Genomic DNA, 17,640 nt, shown 5'->3' with positions numbered 1-17,640 from the left:
TGAGAGATGCCCCGATGCAGCTTAGTCTCGGCCCGGTCCTGTACAATTGGGCGCCGGAGCGCTGGCGCGATTTCTACTTCCTGATCGCCGACGAGGCGCCGGTCGACGTCGTCTCCGTCGGCGAGATCGTGTGCTCGAAACGGTCTCCGTTCTTCGCCGGGCATCTGCCTGAGGTGATCGAACGCCTCCAGCAGGCCGGCAAGCAGGTCCTGCTGGGCTCGCTGATCCTGGTGTCGCTGCGGCGCGAACGGCGTCAGACCGAAGAGCTCTGCGCCGCCGGGGACGCGCTGGTCGAAGTCAACGACCTCACCTGCCTCAGGTCGATCAAGGGCCGGCCGCACGCCATCGGGCCCTTCGTCAACATCTACAACGAGACCAGCGCGGCCTTTCACGTCCGGCAAGGCGCCGCGCGCATCTGCTTGCCGCCCGAACTGCCGGTCGCATCAGCGGCGGCGATCGCCGCGGCGCTGCCGGAGGCCGTGATCGAGATATTCGCTTTCGGCAGGGTGCCGCTGGCGATCGCGGCCCGCTGCTACCATGCGCGGCTTCACAAGCTCTCCAAGGACAATTGCCGCTTCGTCTGCGAGAAGGACCCCGACGGGCTCGCGCTGAAGACGCTGGACCAGCAGGATTTCCTGACCATCAACGGCGTGCAGACCCTGTCGCATGCCTGCACCAATCTCGTCAGTGACATCGGTGCGCTGCGCGAGGCCGGGATCGGCTCGCTGCGCCTGTCGCCGCAGGATTGCGACATGGTCGAAGTCGCAAAGACCTTTCGCGACGTGCTCGACGGGCGCAGGTCAGCCGAAGAGGCAAATGGCCGCCTGTCCGAGCTTTACCCGGGCGTCGCCTTTGCCAACGGGTTCCTTCGCGGCCAGTCCGGCTTTTCCTTCGCGCGAACGTAGCCGGATCAGCTGACCAGATATTTCTTCACCGCCGCCTCGTCCCACGCGATGCCGTTGCCCGGCTCCTCGTTCGGCAGAGCAAAGCCGTCCTTGATCTTCAATCGCGTCGAAAGCACCGCGTCGGCCCAGTCGACATATTCCAGCCAGTGCGCGGTCGGCGTCACGCACAAGAGATGCGCGCTGACTTCCGAGAACAGATGGGTGGACATCTCGATGCCGGCGGCATGCGCGAGCGCGGCGGCGCGGAGCCAGCCGGTGACGCCGCCGATGCGCTGCACATCAGGCATCACGTAGTCGCAGGCTTCCGCCGACAGCGCCGCTTGCATCGAGAAGGCGCTGTCAAAATTCTCGCGTGCGCAGCGCGTCCGCGATGCGGGCGCAACCCTCGTAGTCGTCGTGGCGGATCGGCTCCTCGATCCAGCTCAAGCCCTCGTCGTCGAGCATCTCGCCGCGGCGGATGGCTTCGGTGACCGTCAGGGCCTGGTTGTAGTCGCACATCAGCGTGACCTGATCGCCGACGGCTTTTCTCACCGCGCGCACCACCGCGAGATCCTCCCGCGCATCGGGCCGGCCGACGCGGATCTTGGCGGCGTGAAAACCCTCCGCCAGCAACCTGTGCGCCTCCTCCACCGCGGCGCCTGCCGGCATGATGCCGAGCCCCTTCGAATTGTAAGCCTTGACCGGCTTCGGCGCGCCGCCGAGGAGCCTTGCCAGCGGCAGGCCTTTGCTGCGGGCCAGCGCGTCCCAGGCCGCCATGTCGATGCCGGATTGCGCCAGCCGCTGCAGGCCGGCGAGGCCCAGCAGCGTGAAGCGCTGGGTCAGCTTGCGCTCGATCTCGAACGGCAGCAGCTCGTCGCCGGCAAGCAGCTCCGACATTTCCGTGACCATCGCCGTCAGCGGCTTCAGGGCCGACCGCGTGATCGAGAACAGATAGGCGTGCCCGCGGGCGCCCTGGTCGGTCTCGCAGTCGATCAGCACCAGCGGCGCCCTGGCAACCGCCCCGGTCGAGGTCTGGAGCGGCAGGTTCATCGGCACGATCACGGGCCGCGCATTGAAGCGCTTGATGCGGACGGTCTCGGTCATGGGTGCTGGCTCCGGATGATCAATGCAGGTTGACCCCGATCTTAAACCTTCGTGATGAAACGGAAAGACGCTTGGTGCGACCACCATAAAATGGGGTTGCGCGCGCCCGCTTTTGTTGGCTCTGTGCCGCCGCAGGCTTTGCCGCAAATCCCGGGAGGTTTGCGACAAAAGCGCACACAACGGAGCCACAGTGTGAAACAGGAGATCGCCGAAGAACAGCGCAAGAGCGGCGTCCTGACCGGTGCCGCGATCGCGTTCCTGCTGCTCGCTCTGCCGCTCGCGGTGTGGCTGGACCTGACCGAGCTCTCCAAGACGGCGCTGCGCCGGCAGGCCGCCGATCTCAATTCGGTAATCACGAGTGTGCGCAGCTATTACGCGACCAACGTGGTCGGGCGCATCATCGCCAATCCTGATGGTACGACCAGGGTGGTTCACAATTACGAATCCGTTCCTGGTGCGATCCCGATCCCGGCGACGCTGTCGCTGGAGCTCGGACGGGTGATCGGCGCGCAGCAGGAGAACATCACCTACCGCTTCGTCTCGGACTTCCCGTTCCAGAACCGTGCGCCGCACCAGCTCGACAAGTTCGAGAAGGACGCGCTCGACGCGCTGCGCAGGGATCCCGAACAGAAGATCTTGGAGACCGAGACCTCGCTGTTCAACGACAAGGTCCGCCTCGTCGCCCCCGTCACGATGGGCCCGGCCTGCGTGAGCTGTCACAACAGCCACCCCGAAAGCCCGAAGAAGGACTGGAAGGTCGGCGATATCAGGGGCATCCAGGAGGTGATCATCGCCCAGCCGATCGCCGCCAACATCTTCTCGTTCAAGTTCCTGCTGGCCTATTTCCTGATCGCCGCTGGCAGCGGCCTGTCCTTCCTCTCGCTCCAGCGCCGCCAGGCGAGCCGCATCAAGGGCATGAACAAGGAGCTCGAATCCGCCAACGACTTCCTCGCCTCGCTCTCGATGAAGATCTCGCGCTACATCCCGCCGCAGGTCTACAAGAGCATCTTCTCCGGCCAGAAGGACGTCATCATCCACACCGAGCGCAAGAAGCTCACCATCTTCTTCTCCGACATCCAGAATTTTACGGCGACCGCGGAGCGGCTCCAGCCCGAGCAACTGACGCAACTCCTCAATGAATATTTCACCGAGATGTCGGCGATCGCCCACGAACATGGCGGCACGATCGACAAGTTCATCGGCGATGCCATGCTGATCTTCTTCGGCGACCCCGAGACCAGGGGCGACCGCGCCGATGCGCAGGCCTGCCTCCAGATGGCCTGGCGCATGCAGCAGCGGCTTGCCGAGCTCAATGCGAAGTGGCGCGCCTCCGGCATCGAGCAACCGTTCCGCTCGCGCATGGGCATCAATTCCGGCTATTGCAATGTCGGAAATTTCGGCAGCAGCGACCGCATGGACTACACCATCATCGGTGCCGAGGCGAACCTCGCCGCGCGCCTGCAATCGATCGCCGAGCCCGGCGGCATCGTGCTGAGCTACGAGACCTTCGCTCTGGTCAGCGACATCGTCCGCGCCGACGCGCTGCCGGCGATCACGATGAAGGGCATCAGCCGCGAGGTGATTCCCTATTCGGTCGACGCGCTGAACGATGCCGCGGCGGAGAACAGCGGCATCATCACCGAACGCGCGCCCGGCCTCGAGCTCTATCTCGACCCCGCGGTGGTGAAGTCAGGCGATGCCGCGCGTGTGCGCTCGCTGCTGGAGAATGCGCTGGCCTCGCTGAAGCCGGCGTGAGGGTGCGCAGCCGCTTTACCGGTCGAGAGAGTCCCCGTGCGGCACCCCCCTCCCTAACCCTCCCCCGCAAGGGGGGAGGGAACACAGTTGTGCGTGTGGCTGCGTCAAGGTGATGACAATCGGCATTGGGTCAGTGAACTCGTCGAGCTTGTGAGCCCAGCTCTCACCGCACGGCACACCGCGCTCCCTCCCCCCTTGCGGGGGAGGGCGGGGGAGAGGGGTAGCCCGGCAAAAGGTGCGCGTGAGCAGGCTACCGCGCCGCGCCTTCCGTGAATGCGGTTTCGATCACGTCGCCGAAGGGCTGCCAGGAACGGCCGTCGAACTGCACCAGCCGCATCTGCCTGATCGGCAGATAGCTGTCCGGCGAGGTGTTCATCCTGATGTTGGGGAGCGCGAGGGAAGGCTGATAGCTCTTCAGCGAAGCCGCCTGACGCATGATGTTCTCGCGCGAAAAATCGTCGCCGCATTGCTTCAGCACCTTGGTCAGCGCCTCGGCCGCGGCGTAGCCATAGACTGCCGCGCTGTTGTTGGTGCTTTCGACCTGGTGGTATTTATCCATGAAGGCGAACCAGTCCTTCATGGCGGGATCGTTCTTCCATGCGGGATCGCTCGGATCCTTCAGGAAGGCGGCCGAGACTACGCCGGCCGAATTCTCCAGGCCCGCGGGCGCCATCGCATTGGCGATCGAGGCGGAGGCGTCGTTCACGATGAAGACCGGACGCCATTTGAGCGACGCCGCCAGCTTGATCACCTTGGACGCCGTCGACGGCACGCCGAGAAAGACGAAGATGTCGGCGCCGGCGCGCTTGAGGATCGAGACGTGCCCTTCGAGATGCTCGTCGTTGATATCGAAGGCGATGTCGACGAGGACGTGACGGTTCAGATCGCCGAGGCCTTCTTGGATACCCTTGTAGAGCATGCGCCCGAACTGGTCGTTCTGCCAGAGCACCACGATCTTCTTCCGCGGATAGTAGGCCTGGATGTAGTTGGCGTAGATGCGTCCCTCCGACCGGAACGACGGCTGCCAGCCCATGGTCCAGGGAAACGCCTTGGCCTGGCTCAGCTCCTCGTCGCCGGTGGCGAGGAAAAGCTGCGGGATCTTCTTCTCGTTCAGATACCAGCGCGTGGCGAGATTCCCGGGCGTGCCGAACGAGCCGAACATCAGATGGACGTCGTCCTTCTCGACCAGATTGCGGGTCAGCTCCAGCGCGGCCGCCGGATCGGAATTGTCGTCGCGGGTGATGAAGCGGATCTTGCGGCCGTTGATGCCGCCGCGCGCGTTGATCATATCGAAATAGGCGGCCTCCGCGGTGCCGATCGCGCCGAACTCCGAGAGCGGCCCCGAATACGGCATCACATTGCCGATGCGGATCTCGTTGTCGCTTGCCGGTTGTTCGGACCGTTGCTGGGACATCGCCCCGAGCGAAGCGAAGGCGATGATCACAATGAATAGCAGCCTGCCGGTGACGCGCATGCTCGACACCTTGTCGTTGGCCCCCAACGAGGTCGGCTCAGTCCGCACCAAGGCGAGTTGATCTACGTCAAGCGTTTGTCAAAGCTGTGGCTTGGTGGCGCACTTCAAAGCAGCGCAGCTGTTAGCGCGAACGAAAGCGGCAGGCGTGCTGACGCGCTGACAAACGAGGGAGTGTGCCGTGTGGCACCCCCCTCCCTAACCCTCCCCCGCAAGGGGGGAGGGAACGCACCTTCGTTGTGGCACGCGTTCGTTCTTATCAATTGCGACAGTGCGGTGAGGCACAGCGTAGCGGCGCACTCCGCTGCGCGCCCTCCCCCCTTGCGGGGGAGGGCGGGGGAGAGTGGTGGCCCAGCAAAAGGTCGGAGTAAATAACGCGCTCCGCCCGCAACACCCCGCTACGGCAGCCCCCGCGCCTCGAGCTGATGCACCAGCAGCAGCGTCGGTTCGGCGAGGCTGTCGCCGGAGCCGTCGAGGCCGAAGGCGGCGGCGATGCCGTCGCGGCTGCGCAGGATGGTGCCGCGCGGACAATGGCCGGCGCCGCAGAGCGTCTTCTTCAGGGTCTCGCCCTGTGCCACCAGCCTGGTGGAATCGTCCGCGGCCCAGGCCAGCACGATCGGCACGTCGACATTGAGGATGCCGGGGAAGACCGAGCGCTTGTCGTACTGGGTCGCGTCGCTGCCGAGATAGGCCTTCTCGTTGTCGCTCGCGTCCTTGCCCACGCGATAGATCCCGGACACCAGCACGACGCCAGCGACGTCGGCGCGGTCGGTCTGGAGCTCGGGATGCGCCAGCAGGGTGGCGACGTGAAAGGCGCCGGCGCCATAGCCGACCGCTCGGGCATCGCCATTGAACAGGTCGATATTGCCGTGGACCCAGGACAGTGCCGCCGCCACGTCGGTCGCCCCGGCGGGCCAGCTCGCCGACGGCGCGAGGCGATAGTTGACGCGCACCCCGATCATGTCGTTGCGCGCGGCAAAGCACATGATCTGGTCCTGGATCTGGCGCGACAGCTCCGGCGCCGCATGGTCGCCGGTGAAAGTGTCGCCCGCCACGAACAGCAGCACCGGCCGCGGCGTATCCGCCTTGGTCGCGCTGGTGGCGACATCGAGCACATTGGCTTCGCTCTCGCCGTAGCGCAGGCCGCGCGCGAAGGTGACCTGCTCGCAGAGCCGCGCGGTGCCGCCGGCGGTGGTGTCGTTGTCGGTCAGCCCGACGCGGACGAGATCGGATGGCGCAGCCAGCCGCGTCGGAACCGGACCATGCGCGGAAGCTGTCGAGACGGTCAGAACAAGCAAAAATGCGAGATAATTCTTCATGATGGTGCCGGGCCTTGCGCGCTCATATTGGCTCGCTCTTGGGGCCTGTCTTTTCAATTCGCCTTATTAGTTGGCTGGTCTTGAGGCGATTTGACGGCGCCCTCGGCGCTCAATTCCCCGGCTCGAATGTGCAATCCGCGCCGCTGCCGTCCTTCCGCCTGATCGCGTTGGGGTCGATCGTGCAGCTCAGCTTGGCGAGGCTCTCGAAATTCGATCCCGCCGCGCCGTCGGGCGGAACGCCGGCCAGCGCTTCGGTCGCGAATATCTCGTTGGCAGTGGAGCCGTTCACGGTTTTCACCTTCTTGCCGAAGGTCACCTCGCAATTGCGAACGGTGATGTCGACATTGCCGGTGCGGCAGACGATCCGGTCGGCGGTCACCACAATGGCCTTTTTGTAGGGAATGTCGGCATTGGCGGCGAACAGCATCGCCACCGCCTTCTTCTCGGCGCCGGTGAGGTTCGGCGACAGCGGCGCGATCACGCCCGCGAGCGCCAGCGCCGCCGAGCCCGAGACCTTTGCGGGCGTGGCTGCGGAGGCGCCGGCGACGTGGGACGTGGCGGCAAGAACAAGGGCGCAGGATAGGATCGATCGGCCGGATTTCATCCCTGCCTCCATGGGCCCGAAATCTCAGGCGGCCTTCTTCCGTTTGACCGTTTTCTTCGCCTTCCTGGCCTTTTTTGCCGCCTTCTGGGCCGCGAGATACGCTTCCATCCTTCTTGGCGGAATGGCCGGCTGCGGCCACGGCGGCCTTCAGCTTGGCCGGGGTGATCTTGAATTTCTTCGACCAGTAGCGGACCTCATAGGCCTCGCTCAGCGCGATCCGGCTCTTGTCGGAGGCGCGGTGCTTCTGGAGCTTGATGTAGGCCTCGACCTTCTTGGCGGAGTGGCCGACCTTCTTGACGGCGTATTTCAGCTTGGCCGGCGTCACTTTGAACTTCTTCGACCAATAGGCGACTTCGTATTTCTCGGTGAGCGCAATCAGGGCGCGATCGGCTCCGCCCCGCTTTGCCTTGTTGTCGGCCATGCTTCCCTCCTGCCGTGGACAGCGTCCAGTCTAGCATGCAACCGGATTTGGAAGGCAAGGCGCGGGGCACGCGGGAATTGCGCGGCGGGGACGTTTTGCACCGATGTGTCAGAAGGTTGTGCGGCGCGACCGGGCCGCGCGCCGGAGCGGGCTTTCTACTGTGCATGGGGTTGTTTTCGCGTCTTTGTGTCCCTCGCACGTCCGTGATGGAACCTTCTGGCGGCTGGCGCGACTTATCCTTAGACACGGGAAGAAACGTGCGAGGCTGTCATGGCAGAGAAGCATACCGCCGATCCGGCAGAGATCATGCGGGCGACCGGTCACCCTGAGCTGGAATATGCCGCCGGCTGGACCATCGCCGGTCTCGTCACCATCGGCACCATCGTCGCCGCCTGGGTGTTCGCGATCTAGGCGACTGGAAACTGCAGCTCGAAGGCCGCACCGTCGTCGGTCGGCTTCAGCCTGATCGAGCCGCCATGGCTCGCCATAACCGCGCGCGCGATTGCCAGCCCCATCCCTGTGCCGCCCTGGTCGCGGCGGGTGGTGAAGAACGCGTCAAAGATCCTGTCGCGGTTCGGCGCCGAGATCGGCTCGCCGTCATTGCTCACGGTAAGAAGCAGGGTCGTCCGCGCGTCCACCGCCTCCAGCCTGATTGTCCCAGCCTTGTGCCGCACCGCGTTGTCGGCGAGATGCGACAGCACGATCAATGCCTTCTCGCCGGACATGCCGATCGCCCGGTCGAGGCTGCCGCTGGCCTCGATGGAGCTTTCCGGAAACCTGCTCCTGAGGTCGGCGATGACGGGCGCAAGCTCGGTGCGCTCGTTCTGCGGCAGGCTCTCGGCGCGGGCGAGCTCGCGCAGCCGCTGCGCCATCGCCTCCAGCCGCTGGGTGTCGGACAGGATGTTGGCGATGAACGTTTTCTGCTCGGCCGGCGTCAGGTCCTCGGATTTGCCTTGAACCGAATCCTGCAACAGCTCGGCTGCGCCCTTGATCGAGGTCAGCGGCGATTTCAGCTCGTGGGTGAGGTGCGCCGAGAAGGTCGCGATGTAGTCGGAGCGCCGCGCCAGCTGCTCGGCCATGCCGAGGAAGCTGTGCGAGAGCTGGGCGAACTCGCGCGTGCCGTAGTGCCGCAGCGGCCTGAACGCCTCGCGGTCGCCGCGGCCAATTCTGGCGGCGCGGTCGATCAGCTCGCGCATCGGCAGCGTGATGGTGCGGGAGAACACGAGGCCGATCGCGATCGTGCCGAGGATCACGGCGAGCCCGGCCAGCACGAACTTAGCCCGCTCCTGGTAGAGATGGTCGAAGATGTTGCTCGGCGTCCGCGTGGTGTAGATCACCCCCGCGACCCGGTTGTTGACGATGACGGGCATCGCCGAGAACACGTGCACGCCGAGGCCGCGGCTGAAGGAATAGATCGGCGGCGGCGGCTTGTCCGGCACGCGGTTGCGCAAGGTGGCGCGATACTGCCCGTGCAGCGCGTCCGCGACTTCCTCGATATGGGCGAGCGACTGCCCGACCTCCTGGCGCCCGGCGATCACCACGCCCTGCGGATCGAGGATCCTGAAACCCGCCAGCGTCACCTTCTGGGTCTCGCGGATGATCGGCGTCAGCCTTGCGCCGATCTCGACATAGGCGGGCTGCGCCGGCCGGACTGCTGCTTGTGCATCGGGCCGCCGACGCAACAAATCGTTGGCGGTGAGGTCAAGCGCGGGACGGATCGGCGTGACCTGGTCGCCGGGGTCGGGCAGCACGCCCGGCGGCACCTCGGCGCCGAGCGTCAGGCCGCTGTCGAGCCTTGCCGTGACCTCCTGCGCATAGATCGTCGCCAGCACGCGGCTTTGCGCGATCAGCTCGGCCTGGGTCTGGCGGATCAGCTGGTTGTCGTAGAGGCGGAAGAAGAACAGGCCGACCAGCGGCAGCACCGCGACCGTTGCCAGCACCGCGAAGATCACGAGCCCCAGCGACGGCCGCCATTTGTCGGGGGCCGCGCTCATGCCTCTTTCTCGCAGCGGCCGAGCTTGAAGCCGACGCCGTGGATGGTCTCGATCACGTTGTCGCAGGAAAGCGCCGCGAGCTTGGCGCGGATGTTGCGGATGTGGCTGTCGATGGTGCGGTCGGAGACCTGGATGTTGAGCTGATAGGCCGCGCGCATCAGCTGCTCGCGGTTGAACACCGAGGTCGGCCGGGTCAGGAACGCGCGCAGGATGCCGAACTCGATCGCGGTCAGCTTCAGCGGCGTGCCGGCGAACGACGCCACATGCTGCTCCGGATCGATCAGCAGGCCACCTTGCGCCAGCGCGCTCGGCCCGGCCTTGACCTCGCCATTGCGCGGGCTGAGCCGGCGCAGGATGACGTTGACCCGCGCCACCAGCTCGCGTGGGCTGAACGGCTTTGTCACGTAGTCGTCGCCGCCGATCTCGAGGCCGAGCACGCGGTCGATCTCCTCGTCGCGCGCCGACAGGAACAGGATCGGCACGTCGGAGCCTTTGCGTATCTCGCGGCAGACGTCGAGGCCGTCGAACTCGGGCATGCCGACGTCGAGCACGATCAAATCCGGCCTGTCGGCGGCAAAGCGGGCGAGTGCCTCCTTGCCGTCGCGGGCCTCGATCACGTCCATGCCGGCCTTCTTCAGGGCGACCCGGATGACCTCGCGGATGTGGCCCTCGTCGTCGACGATGAGAATGCGATGCGCCAAGTAAACTCTCCGCTCACCCTGCCGGCTGGTTCTTCACCTGCGCCTCCAGCCTGCGCTGGAGCCGCCAGTTTCGAAAGCCCCAGCTCCGCCAGGCCAGATCCTGACGTTGCTGTTCTACAAGGCGGTCGCGGCGCGACACAAGGCAGCTCTCGGGGCTGCCGGGCCGCAGCAAGATCGCCTTGTCTATGGCGGGCGGGCAGCGCCTGTGGCCCAAGCGTCAGGAGATAGTTGATGTCGATCTGCACGCCGTTGCCCGATGCTTCCCGACTGTGGGCAACATTATAGTCGGCAATGAACGCGTCGAAGTTCACCAGCGAGGCAGTATAGAGCACGATCGTTAACGCGATCAGATTGGCGCCGACAAGCCACCGGTTGGATTGGTCGAGCGCGATGCGGGCCACGATCAGGATCAGCCCGAGTGCCACCAGACCCATCCAGATGAAGGCCGCGATGCGCCAATAGGTCAGCATGTAGATGCCCACGTAAAGGTCGAGGCGGAGGATGGAGGAGGCGACGAGCAGCACGTTCTGGCCCACCCAGAGATAGACCAGCGGTCGGATCACCTTCGATTTCTCGGCCGGCCCGCCGGGCCGCATCGCGACCAGCACGAAGGCAGCGGCGAGCAGCGCGGTCGCGATCAGCGGATATGCGCCGCGATGGGCGTACCACGCATAGGTCAGATTGTCGGGCAGCGCCACATGGCCCCAGAGATAGATGCCGTCGAGAATGGACTGTGCGGCGAACAGCAGGTTGAACAGGATCAGCGAGCGCAAGATCGCCGAGGGGCCCACGAACTCGGCCGGGACCAGGGGCGGGAGCGGCGGCGGCACCGGGCCATCGGCATCCGTCGTGGTAACAACCTTCCTCCGCCGCCAGCGCACATGGATGAACGGCCAGACCAGCGCCAGCATCGTCGTCCAGAACAGCACACGCGGGACGCTGACATATTCGAGGAGGATTTTTGGATTGAGCAGCGACACCCACTGCTCGATCACCGGATTGGCCGCCGCGAACAGCGCGACGAAGACGGTGCCGAGCGCCACCGGCAGCAGCCAGAGCGCGATGCCGCGGGTGAACGCCGACATGTTGAACACCTGGAGCGCGTCGAGGAAGAACCTGAAGGGACCGAGCAGGAAGAAATTGCGTAGCGCACGGGCACGCTCGGTGAACTCGGTCGTTTCCGGATTGGTCGCGACCAGGAGCGCAATGGCCAGCGCCGTGATGAGGATCAGGAAGGACAGCGTGTTGAGCTCCTCGACGGCCGGCACGAGGCCGGCGACGAGAATGGCCGCAGCGATCATGGCGCGCCGCAGATCCAGGGCCGCATGATTGGACAGCGCCGACACGCAAGCCATCGCGGTCGCAAACAGCGTGAGCGACAGTCCGATGCGCTCGCCATAGAACAGCCAGTCGGCGAGCGCAGCCAGCGCCAGCGCGCAGCCAAGCTTGGCTGGAATCGAGGAATGCCTGATCGGTTGGATGTCCGCTGCGATCGTCGAAGCCAGGCTCGTCATGTCCAAAAGACCTCTCGTGATGGGTGGCATCACGAAGTCTGAACAGCGTCTGTGCAGAAGGCGGGATCATCGTCTGCACGGTTTCAGGAGTCTTTTGCAGTTTTCGTGCAGGTGCGCTTTTGCCTCTCGCGCAGCGCAAATCGCTTTGTTAGGTGCGAAGCATTCGCCACTCCTAGTACCCACTTTTCTTGGAACGTGAGTCGTGATTCAAGGTCGGGATGATACCCGAAGCAAGAGAAGTCCACCTTTCGAGGAAAGATCGCAAGGTGCTTGAGGCGTGCTGTCGCTCACCGGTGACGTTGCAGCGCGATTTGAAGCGGGCGCGGATAGTTCTGTTGGCGGCGGATGGGCGCAGCACCCGGTCGATCGCCAAGGAAGTTGGGGTCCAGCCGCGGATTGTCAGCCTTTGGCGGCATCGCTATGCCGACCATGGCCTTGAAGGGCTGCAAGACAAGCCGCGGCCTGGCAAGCAGCCGATCTATACGAAGACGACCGACAAGCGGATTCTGAAGCTGCTGGATAAGCCGCCACCGCAAGGGTTTGCGCGCTGGACCGGCCCCCTGCTGGCCGAGGCGCTGGGCGATGTCGATGTCCAATATGTCTGGCGGTTCCTGCGCAGCCACAAGATTGACCTGGTGGCTCGCAAGTCCTGGTGCGAGAGCAACGACCCGAACTTTACGGCCAAAGCCGCCGATGTTGTCGGCCTCTATGTCGCGCCGCCGGCGAAGGCCATTGTGCTGTGCGTGGACGAGAAGCCCTCGATCCAGGCTTTGGAGCGAGCGCAGGGTTATCTGAAGTTGCCCAATGGCCGCGCCTTGACCGGCCAAAGCCACGATTACAAGCGGCATGGCACCACAACATTGTTTGCGGCGCTCGAAGTCGCCACCGGAAAGATCATCGCGACCCATTCAAAACGCCGGCGCCGCGTCGAGTTTCTCGATTTCATGAACAGCGTCACCGCGGCTTTTCCGAACCGCAAGCTTCACGTCATCCTCGACAACCTCAACACCCATAAAAAGAACGAGGACTGGCTCAAGGCCCACCCCAACGTGCAATTTCATTTCACGCCGACAAGTGCGTCATGGCTCAATCAGGTCGAAGTATGGTTTTCCATCTTGCAGGGGCAGTCGCTCAGCGGCACCTCCTTCACGAGCCTCAAGCAGCTTCAGGAACACATCGATGCCTACGTCAACGCATACAACGACAGAGCCGAGCCCTTCGTCTGGACCAAGAAAAAGGTCCGTCAACGCCGTTTCAAAGGCCGCCGTATCACTCAGCTCTGATTCCGGGTACTAGCGTGTGACGCATCATGCAATTCCTCCGCCGTATCGGTCTCATCCTGCTCTGGCTGGCCGCGCCTGTCGTCGCGTTCGCGGGCGCGAACAAGAACGATCCCTATCTGGTCCCGCTGCGCGGCGCCGGAAACATCGTGCTTGTCGTTGCAAGCATCGCGATCGTCATGCTTCTGCTTCGCAGAGGGCGGTGGCGCACCATGGCCGGCAAGCTTCTCGTCATGCTCTGGTGCCTGCCGCCGCTGCTGATGTCGGCAGCGCATCTGAAGTTCGAGTTGCGCAAGCACGATGTTCTTGCCGCCAGCGCCAATGAGGCGCGTCAGCTCGGGCCTCACTTCATGGTCGGCTATTCCTCCTTTCCCGAGGTCGCGCGCCTTGCCGAGCAGGGATTGATCGGCGGCGTCTACGTCACCCGGCACAACATCCGGGGCCGGACCATCGAGGCGCTGCGCGCCGAGATCGCGGCGCTCCAGGACAAGCGGCGCGCTGTGGGGCTGCCGCCGCTGGTCGTCGCCGCGGACCAGGAAGGCGGGATCGTCGGGCATCTCGCGCCGCCGTTGACAAAGGTGCCGGCGCTCGCGACCCTCTCCTCGCTTGCCCCCGACGAGCAGCAGACCAAGGCCGAGGAGTTCGGCCGCATCCACGGCCGCGAGCTCGCCGGCCTCGGCGTCAATCTCAATCTGGCGCCGGTGCTCGACCTCAAGCCGCCGCAGAGGCGCAACCGCCTCGATTTCCATACGCTGATCGGCCAGCGCGCGATTGCGACCGATCCCGTCGTGGTCAGCACGATCGCAAACGCCTATGTCCGCGGGCTGGAAGACTCAGGCGTCGGCGCCACGCTCAAGCATTTTCCCGGCATCGGGCGCGTGCGCACCGACACGCATCATTTCAGTGCCAGTCTCAACACGCCGGTGAGGGAGCTGGAGGCAACCGACTGGCTGCCGTTCCGCGAGGTGCTTTCGCATTCGCATAGCGCGCTCATGGTCGGCCATGTCACGCTCACGGCCGTCGATCCCGATCGTGCCGCGTCGCATTCGAAGCGGGTCGTCCAGGGCATCATCCGCGACAAATGGAATTACCAGGGCATGGTGATGACCGACGACCTCGTGATGGGCGCGATCTACCAGAACGACGTCTGCAAGGCCGTGGTCGAGGCGATCAACGCCGGCGTCGATATGCTGCTGGTCGCCTATGACGGCGCGCAGTTCTACCGTGTCTTCGCCTGCGCGCTGAACGGATCGCGGCAGGGCAAGCTCGACGCGGTGATGCTCCACGCGAGCGAAACGCGGCTCGCGCGGAGCCTTCCGACCGGGCAGGCGCGAGCCGTCTCAGGCCTCGTCCGCGTCGTCGATCGGCACTAGCCCTTCGCGAACAGGCGGTAGTCCGGCTCGCGGTGAAACCAGAATTCGTAGCCGGTGATTGCCTTCTGCATGGCGACGTCGTGGATCGGCTGGTTGAGCGGGATGACGGGAACGTCGCGCATGCAGAGCGTGATGAAATCCTTCACGCACCTGTCGTATTCCGCCGCATCCGTGGTGAAGCGTGCCTTGTCGATCAGCGCGTGCATCTCCTTGTTCTGGTAGGAGGAGATGTTGAAGATCGAATTGTTGCCGTGAAAATTCCAGTAGAAGTAATATTCGGGATAATCCAGCCAGCCGCTGAAGCGGTTGAGCGCAAGCGGCAGCTCCTTCTTGTTCAGCGTCGTGCGCCAGTTCGCGCCGGGGATCTTCTCGATCGATGCCTTGATGCCGATCTTTGCGAGGCTCTCCTGGATCAGGATCGCGGTCGGTTCGCCGACGGTCGCCGTACCGGTGTCGAGCGACAGCGTCGTTTCCAGTCCGGACTCGAAGCCTGCCTCTTTCATCAGGGCCTTGGCCTTGTCGAGATCGGTGACATAGGGAAACGGCTGCGGCCAGACCGGCTTTGAGACATCGGCCGCGCCGCCATACATCGGAACGGCGCGTCCGAAGAAGGCGCTGCTCTGGATCTGCTCGTAAGGCATCGCCCAGGCGACGGCCTGGCGCAGCCTGGCATTGTCGAAGGGAGGTTTTGCCGTGTTCAGTGCGACGTACCAGAGCGCGTTCGGGATCGGCACCCCTGATACCTTGACCTTGCCCTCCCTGATGATCTGTTCGAAATCGCGCGGCGCAAAGCCGCTGGAGATATCCGCATCGCCCCGCTCCAGCATCGCGCGCCGGGTACCTGCGGAGGGGACGTCGCGCGCGATCACGCGCTTGACCTTCGGCAGCGGTCCGCTCTTCCAGTCGTCAAAGCGCGCCAGCACGGTCTCGCTGCCGGGCTTCCAGCTCTCGATCCTGTAGGCGCCGCCGCCGGCCTCGTTGGTCTTCAGCCAGGCCAGCGCCCACGGATCCTCGGGCGTTGCGTTCTTCTTGGCGAGCTCGGAATTGATGATGAAGGGCACGACCACCGCGACGTTGAACAGCAGCATCTTGTCCTTGCGCACATAATCGATGCGGAAGGTGTGGTCGTCGACCACGACGAACTGCTCGGGCTTCTCCAGCGATCCCGCCGACATCTGGAAGGTCGGAAAGCCGCCGACCTTCACGGCGCGGTCGAACGACCATTTGACGTCCCTGGCCGTGACCGGCGCGCCGTCGTGGAATTTCGCATCCTTCCGCAAGCGAAAGGTGCAGGACATGCCGTCGGCCGCGACCTCCCAGCTCTCGGCGAGTTCAGGCGCGAGCTTCTCGCGATCATAGGACACGGTCCCATCGGGCAGCGTCTTGGAGGCGTAGGTCAGCAGGCGATCGTAGCAATTCCAGGACAGGCCGTTCACGGTCTGGTTGGAGCCGACGCCCTGCATGTCCAGCGAGTTCGGCCCCAGCTCCTGCACCACCAGCAGCGTCTCGCTGCGTCCCTGCGCCCGGGCGAAGGGAGGCGCGACGGCCGTCATTCCGGCGATACCGAGGCCACCGAGCACGACGCTGCGACGGTTCATGTCGGAAGATGATGCGCTCATCGCGGCCTCCTTGAGAGAAAGTTGCGACATAAAGAGGCAAAGCGCGTGCCATCAACCGCGCTTCATGGCGTCGCATCCCGCGTGGATCGCGTTCTCAAGGCGTCACCGCTCCGCGTGCGACTGCGCGCGGGGCGGTCAGCTCTTTCCAGGTCGAATTCGCCACATGCACGGGCGAGAAGGCGGGGCGTTCGATGTAGCGGCCATCGCCTGCCTCGGCGCGCAGATCGCCATCCGTCCAGACGACGCGGCCGCGCGAGAGCGTCGCCGCCGGTCCGCCGGTGCAGGCAAAGCCTTCGAACACATTGTAGTCGATCCGGCTCATCTGCCGCTTCGCGCTGATGCTCTTTGTCGCCTTGGGGTCCCACACCACGATATCGGCATCCGAGCCGACCGCGACCGCACCCTTGCGCGGGTAGATGTTGAGGATGCGGGCGATGTTTGCCGAGGTCACCGCGACGAACTCCTCCTTTGTCAGCCGCCCCGTGGCGACGCCCGCGGTCCACAACAACGCGAGGCGGTCTTCGAGGCCGCCGGTGCCGTTCGGGATCTTCCTGAAATCGCCGAGCCCGAACCGCTTCTGCTCCGTGGTGAAGGCGCAATGGTCGGTCGCGACCACCTGGAGCGAGCCGGATTGCAGGCCGGCCCATAGGCTGTCCTGATGCTGTTTGTCGCGGAACGGTGGCGACATCACGCGCTGGGCGGAATGATCCCAGTCCTTGTGCTGGTACTCACGGGCATCGAGCAGCAGATGCTGGATCAGCGGCTCGCCATAGACGCGCTTTCCCGCTGCGCGCGCCCGCGCGATCGCCTCATGCGCCTCGCGGCAGCTGGTGTGCACGATGTAGACCGGCGTGCCCGTCATGTCCGCGATCATGATGGCGCGGTTGGTGGCTTCGCCCTCGACCTCCGGCGGCCGCGAATAAGCGTGGCCCTCGGGGCCGGTGACGCCGCGCGCGATCAGCGCCTCCTGCATCAGGGCGACGACGTCGCCGTTCTCCGCATGGACAACAGGCATCGCGCCGAGATGGGCGCAGCGCGCGAACGAGTTGTAGAGCTCGTCATCATTCACCATCAGCGCGCCCTTGTAGGCCATGAAATGCTTGAAGGTGTTGATGCCGTAGGTTTTGACCACGGTCTCCATCTCGTCAAAAATCTGCTTCGACCACGACGTCACCGCCATGTGGAAGCCGTAGTCGCTGGCGGCCTTCTCGGATTTGTGCCGCCACTCCTGATAGGCCGCGAGCATCGACTGGCCAGGATCGGGCAGGCAGAAATCCACCACCATGGTGGTGCCGCCGCTCAGTGCCGCCTTGGTTCCCGATTCGAAATCGTCGGCGGTGACGGTGCCCATGAACGGCATTTCGAGATGGGTATGCGGATCGATCCCGCCCGGAATGACGTAGGCGCCGCCGGCATCGATGACCTCGGTGCCTGTGGGCGCCTCGAGCGACGGGCCCACCGCCACGATGGTCTCGCCGTCGATCAGCACGTCCGCACGGCGCGAATGATCGTGATTGACGACGGTGCCGCCGCGGATGAGGAGGGGCATGAGAGACTCCGGATAGAGGTGAGGGGACGGCCCGAAGGCTAAGCGCACCACT

At 64.7% G+C, this 17,640-nt stretch carries 13 protein-coding genes and 2 pseudogenes; 5 read left to right on the top strand and 10 right to left on the bottom strand.

Annotated features, from left to right (window positions below; translation table 11 throughout):
- Window positions 1–14 precede the first annotated feature (14 nt).
- Window positions 15–905, top strand: coding sequence for a U32 family peptidase (locus ACFLEY_RS38935; protein WP_060909040.1), 891 nt, complete (start codon window positions 15–17; stop codon window positions 903–905).
- Window positions 906–910: 5 nt separating this feature from the next.
- Here the strand turns inward: ACFLEY_RS38935 and ACFLEY_RS38930 are convergent.
- Window positions 911–1,988, bottom strand: a pseudogene (locus ACFLEY_RS38930) (enolase C-terminal domain-like protein).
- 192 nt (window positions 1,989–2,180) lie between these two features.
- Here ACFLEY_RS38930 and ACFLEY_RS38925 point away from each other — a divergent pair.
- Window positions 2,181–3,743 (top strand): adenylate/guanylate cyclase domain-containing protein, encoded by a 1,563-nt coding sequence (locus ACFLEY_RS38925; protein WP_060909039.1) that lies wholly within the window; start codon window positions 2,181–2,183, stop codon window positions 3,741–3,743.
- Between the two features lie 250 nt (window positions 3,744–3,993).
- Here the strand turns inward: ACFLEY_RS38925 and ACFLEY_RS38920 are convergent, their stop codons facing one another.
- The 4 genes and pseudogenes from ACFLEY_RS38920 to ACFLEY_RS38905 all read right to left on the bottom strand — a co-directional run bounded on the left by ACFLEY_RS38920 (window position 3,994) and on the right by ACFLEY_RS38905 (window position 7,558).
- On the bottom strand, window positions 3,994–5,217 hold the full coding sequence (locus ACFLEY_RS38920) for an ABC transporter substrate-binding protein (protein WP_028173882.1): 1,224 nt from the start codon (window positions 5,215–5,217) through the stop codon (window positions 3,994–3,996).
- 395 nt (window positions 5,218–5,612) lie between these two features.
- Window positions 5,613–6,533 (bottom strand): alpha/beta hydrolase, encoded by a 921-nt coding sequence (locus ACFLEY_RS38915; RefSeq protein ID WP_396604381.1) that lies wholly within the window; start codon window positions 6,531–6,533, stop codon window positions 5,613–5,615.
- 109 nt (window positions 6,534–6,642) lie between these two features.
- Window positions 6,643–7,137: a hypothetical protein gene (locus ACFLEY_RS38910; RefSeq protein ID WP_060909038.1), complete on the bottom strand. Its 495-nt coding sequence runs from the start codon at window positions 7,135–7,137 to the stop codon at window positions 6,643–6,645.
- Between the two features lie 24 nt (window positions 7,138–7,161).
- Window positions 7,162–7,558: pseudogene (locus ACFLEY_RS38905) on the bottom strand (DUF3606 domain-containing protein).
- A 270-nt stretch (window positions 7,559–7,828) separates the two neighbouring features.
- Between ACFLEY_RS38905 and ACFLEY_RS38900 the strand changes: the two are divergent.
- The gene (locus tag ACFLEY_RS38900; RefSeq protein ID WP_007597071.1) at window positions 7,829–7,969 is read left to right on the top strand and encodes a hypothetical protein; all 141 of its coding nucleotides are present in this window, start codon (window positions 7,829–7,831) and stop codon (window positions 7,967–7,969) included.
- Here ACFLEY_RS38900 and ACFLEY_RS38895 read toward each other — a convergent pair.
- Genes ACFLEY_RS38895 through ACFLEY_RS38885 form a run of 3 tightly spaced genes read right to left on the bottom strand, consistent with a single transcriptional unit; the run spans window position 7,966 to window position 11,767 of the window.
- A complete protein-coding gene (locus ACFLEY_RS38895) occupies window positions 7,966–9,552 on the bottom strand; it encodes an ATP-binding protein (protein WP_211434280.1) in 1,587 nt (528 codons plus the stop codon). The genes ACFLEY_RS38900 and ACFLEY_RS38895 overlap by 4 nt on opposite strands.
- A complete protein-coding gene (locus ACFLEY_RS38890) occupies window positions 9,549–10,253 on the bottom strand; it encodes a response regulator transcription factor (protein WP_028173887.1) in 705 nt (234 codons plus the stop codon). Before ACFLEY_RS38890 ends, ACFLEY_RS38895 begins: the two co-directional genes overlap by 4 nt.
- On the bottom strand, window positions 10,187–11,767 hold the full coding sequence (locus ACFLEY_RS38885; protein ID WP_306421937.1) for a DUF4153 domain-containing protein: 1,581 nt from the start codon (window positions 11,765–11,767) through the stop codon (window positions 10,187–10,189). Before ACFLEY_RS38885 ends, ACFLEY_RS38890 begins: the two co-directional genes overlap by 67 nt.
- A 218-nt stretch (window positions 11,768–11,985) precedes the next feature.
- Between ACFLEY_RS38885 and ACFLEY_RS38880 the strand changes: the two genes are divergently transcribed.
- Complete coding sequence (locus tag ACFLEY_RS38880; RefSeq protein ID WP_026192128.1) at window positions 11,986–13,050, top strand: IS630-like element ISRj1 family transposase; 1,065 nt, start codon at window positions 11,986–11,988, stop codon at window positions 13,048–13,050.
- Window positions 13,051–13,076: 26 nt separating this feature from the next.
- A complete protein-coding gene (locus tag ACFLEY_RS38875) occupies window positions 13,077–14,420 on the top strand; it encodes a glycoside hydrolase family 3 N-terminal domain-containing protein (RefSeq protein ID WP_211433804.1) in 1,344 nt (447 codons plus the stop codon).
- Here ACFLEY_RS38875 and ACFLEY_RS38870 read toward each other — a convergent pair.
- Together ACFLEY_RS38870 and hydA are read right to left on the bottom strand one after the other, a co-directional pair.
- A complete protein-coding gene (locus ACFLEY_RS38870; RefSeq protein ID WP_060912723.1) occupies window positions 14,417–16,039 on the bottom strand; it encodes an ABC transporter substrate-binding protein in 1,623 nt (540 codons plus the stop codon). The genes ACFLEY_RS38875 and ACFLEY_RS38870 overlap by 4 nt on opposite strands.
- Before the next feature lie 94 nt (window positions 16,040–16,133).
- On the bottom strand, window positions 16,134–17,588 hold the full coding sequence (gene hydA, locus ACFLEY_RS38865; RefSeq protein ID WP_011090342.1) for a dihydropyrimidinase: 1,455 nt from the start codon (window positions 17,586–17,588) through the stop codon (window positions 16,134–16,136).
- Window positions 17,589–17,640 lie beyond the last annotated feature (52 nt).

This window comes from Bradyrhizobium sp. YCK136, assembly GCF_044570075.1.
Classification (GTDB): Bacteria; Pseudomonadota; Alphaproteobacteria; order Rhizobiales; family Xanthobacteraceae; genus Bradyrhizobium; species Bradyrhizobium diazoefficiens.
Note: the sequence above shows the minus strand (reverse complement) of the source record. Positions and strands in the feature narration are given on the sequence as shown.

What these genes read in the sequence shown, in the direction of transcription:
- ACFLEY_RS38870 (WP_060912723.1), bottom strand. Translation starts at nt 16,039, where the DNA reads ATGAGCGCATCATCTTCCGACATGAACCGTCGCAGCGTCGTGCTCGGT.
- ACFLEY_RS38920 (WP_028173882.1), bottom strand. Translation starts at nt 5,217, where the DNA reads ATGCGCGTCACCGGCAGGCTGCTATTCATTGTGATCATCGCCTTCGCT.
- ACFLEY_RS38885 (WP_306421937.1), bottom strand. Translation starts at nt 11,767, where the DNA reads ATGACGAGCCTGGCTTCGACGATCGCAGCGGACATCCAACCGATCAGG.
- ACFLEY_RS38895 (WP_211434280.1), bottom strand. Translation starts at nt 9,552, where the DNA reads ATGAGCGCGGCCCCCGACAAATGGCGGCCGTCGCTGGGGCTCGTGATC.
- ACFLEY_RS38910 (WP_060909038.1), bottom strand. Translation starts at nt 7,137, where the DNA reads ATGAAATCCGGCCGATCGATCCTATCCTGCGCCCTTGTTCTTGCCGCC.
- ACFLEY_RS38915 (WP_396604381.1), bottom strand. Translation starts at nt 6,533, where the DNA reads ATGAAGAATTATCTCGCATTTTTGCTTGTTCTGACCGTCTCGACAGCT.
- ACFLEY_RS38875 (WP_211433804.1), top strand. Translation starts at nt 13,077, where the DNA reads ATGCAATTCCTCCGCCGTATCGGTCTCATCCTGCTCTGGCTGGCCGCG.
- ACFLEY_RS38935 (WP_060909040.1), top strand. Translation starts at nt 15, where the DNA reads ATGCAGCTTAGTCTCGGCCCGGTCCTGTACAATTGGGCGCCGGAGCGC.
- ACFLEY_RS38900 (WP_007597071.1), top strand. Translation starts at nt 7,829, where the DNA reads ATGGCAGAGAAGCATACCGCCGATCCGGCAGAGATCATGCGGGCGACC.
- ACFLEY_RS38880 (WP_026192128.1), top strand. Translation starts at nt 11,986, where the DNA reads ATGATACCCGAAGCAAGAGAAGTCCACCTTTCGAGGAAAGATCGCAAG.
- hydA (WP_011090342.1), bottom strand. Translation starts at nt 17,588, where the DNA reads ATGCCCCTCCTCATCCGCGGCGGCACCGTCGTCAATCACGATCATTCG.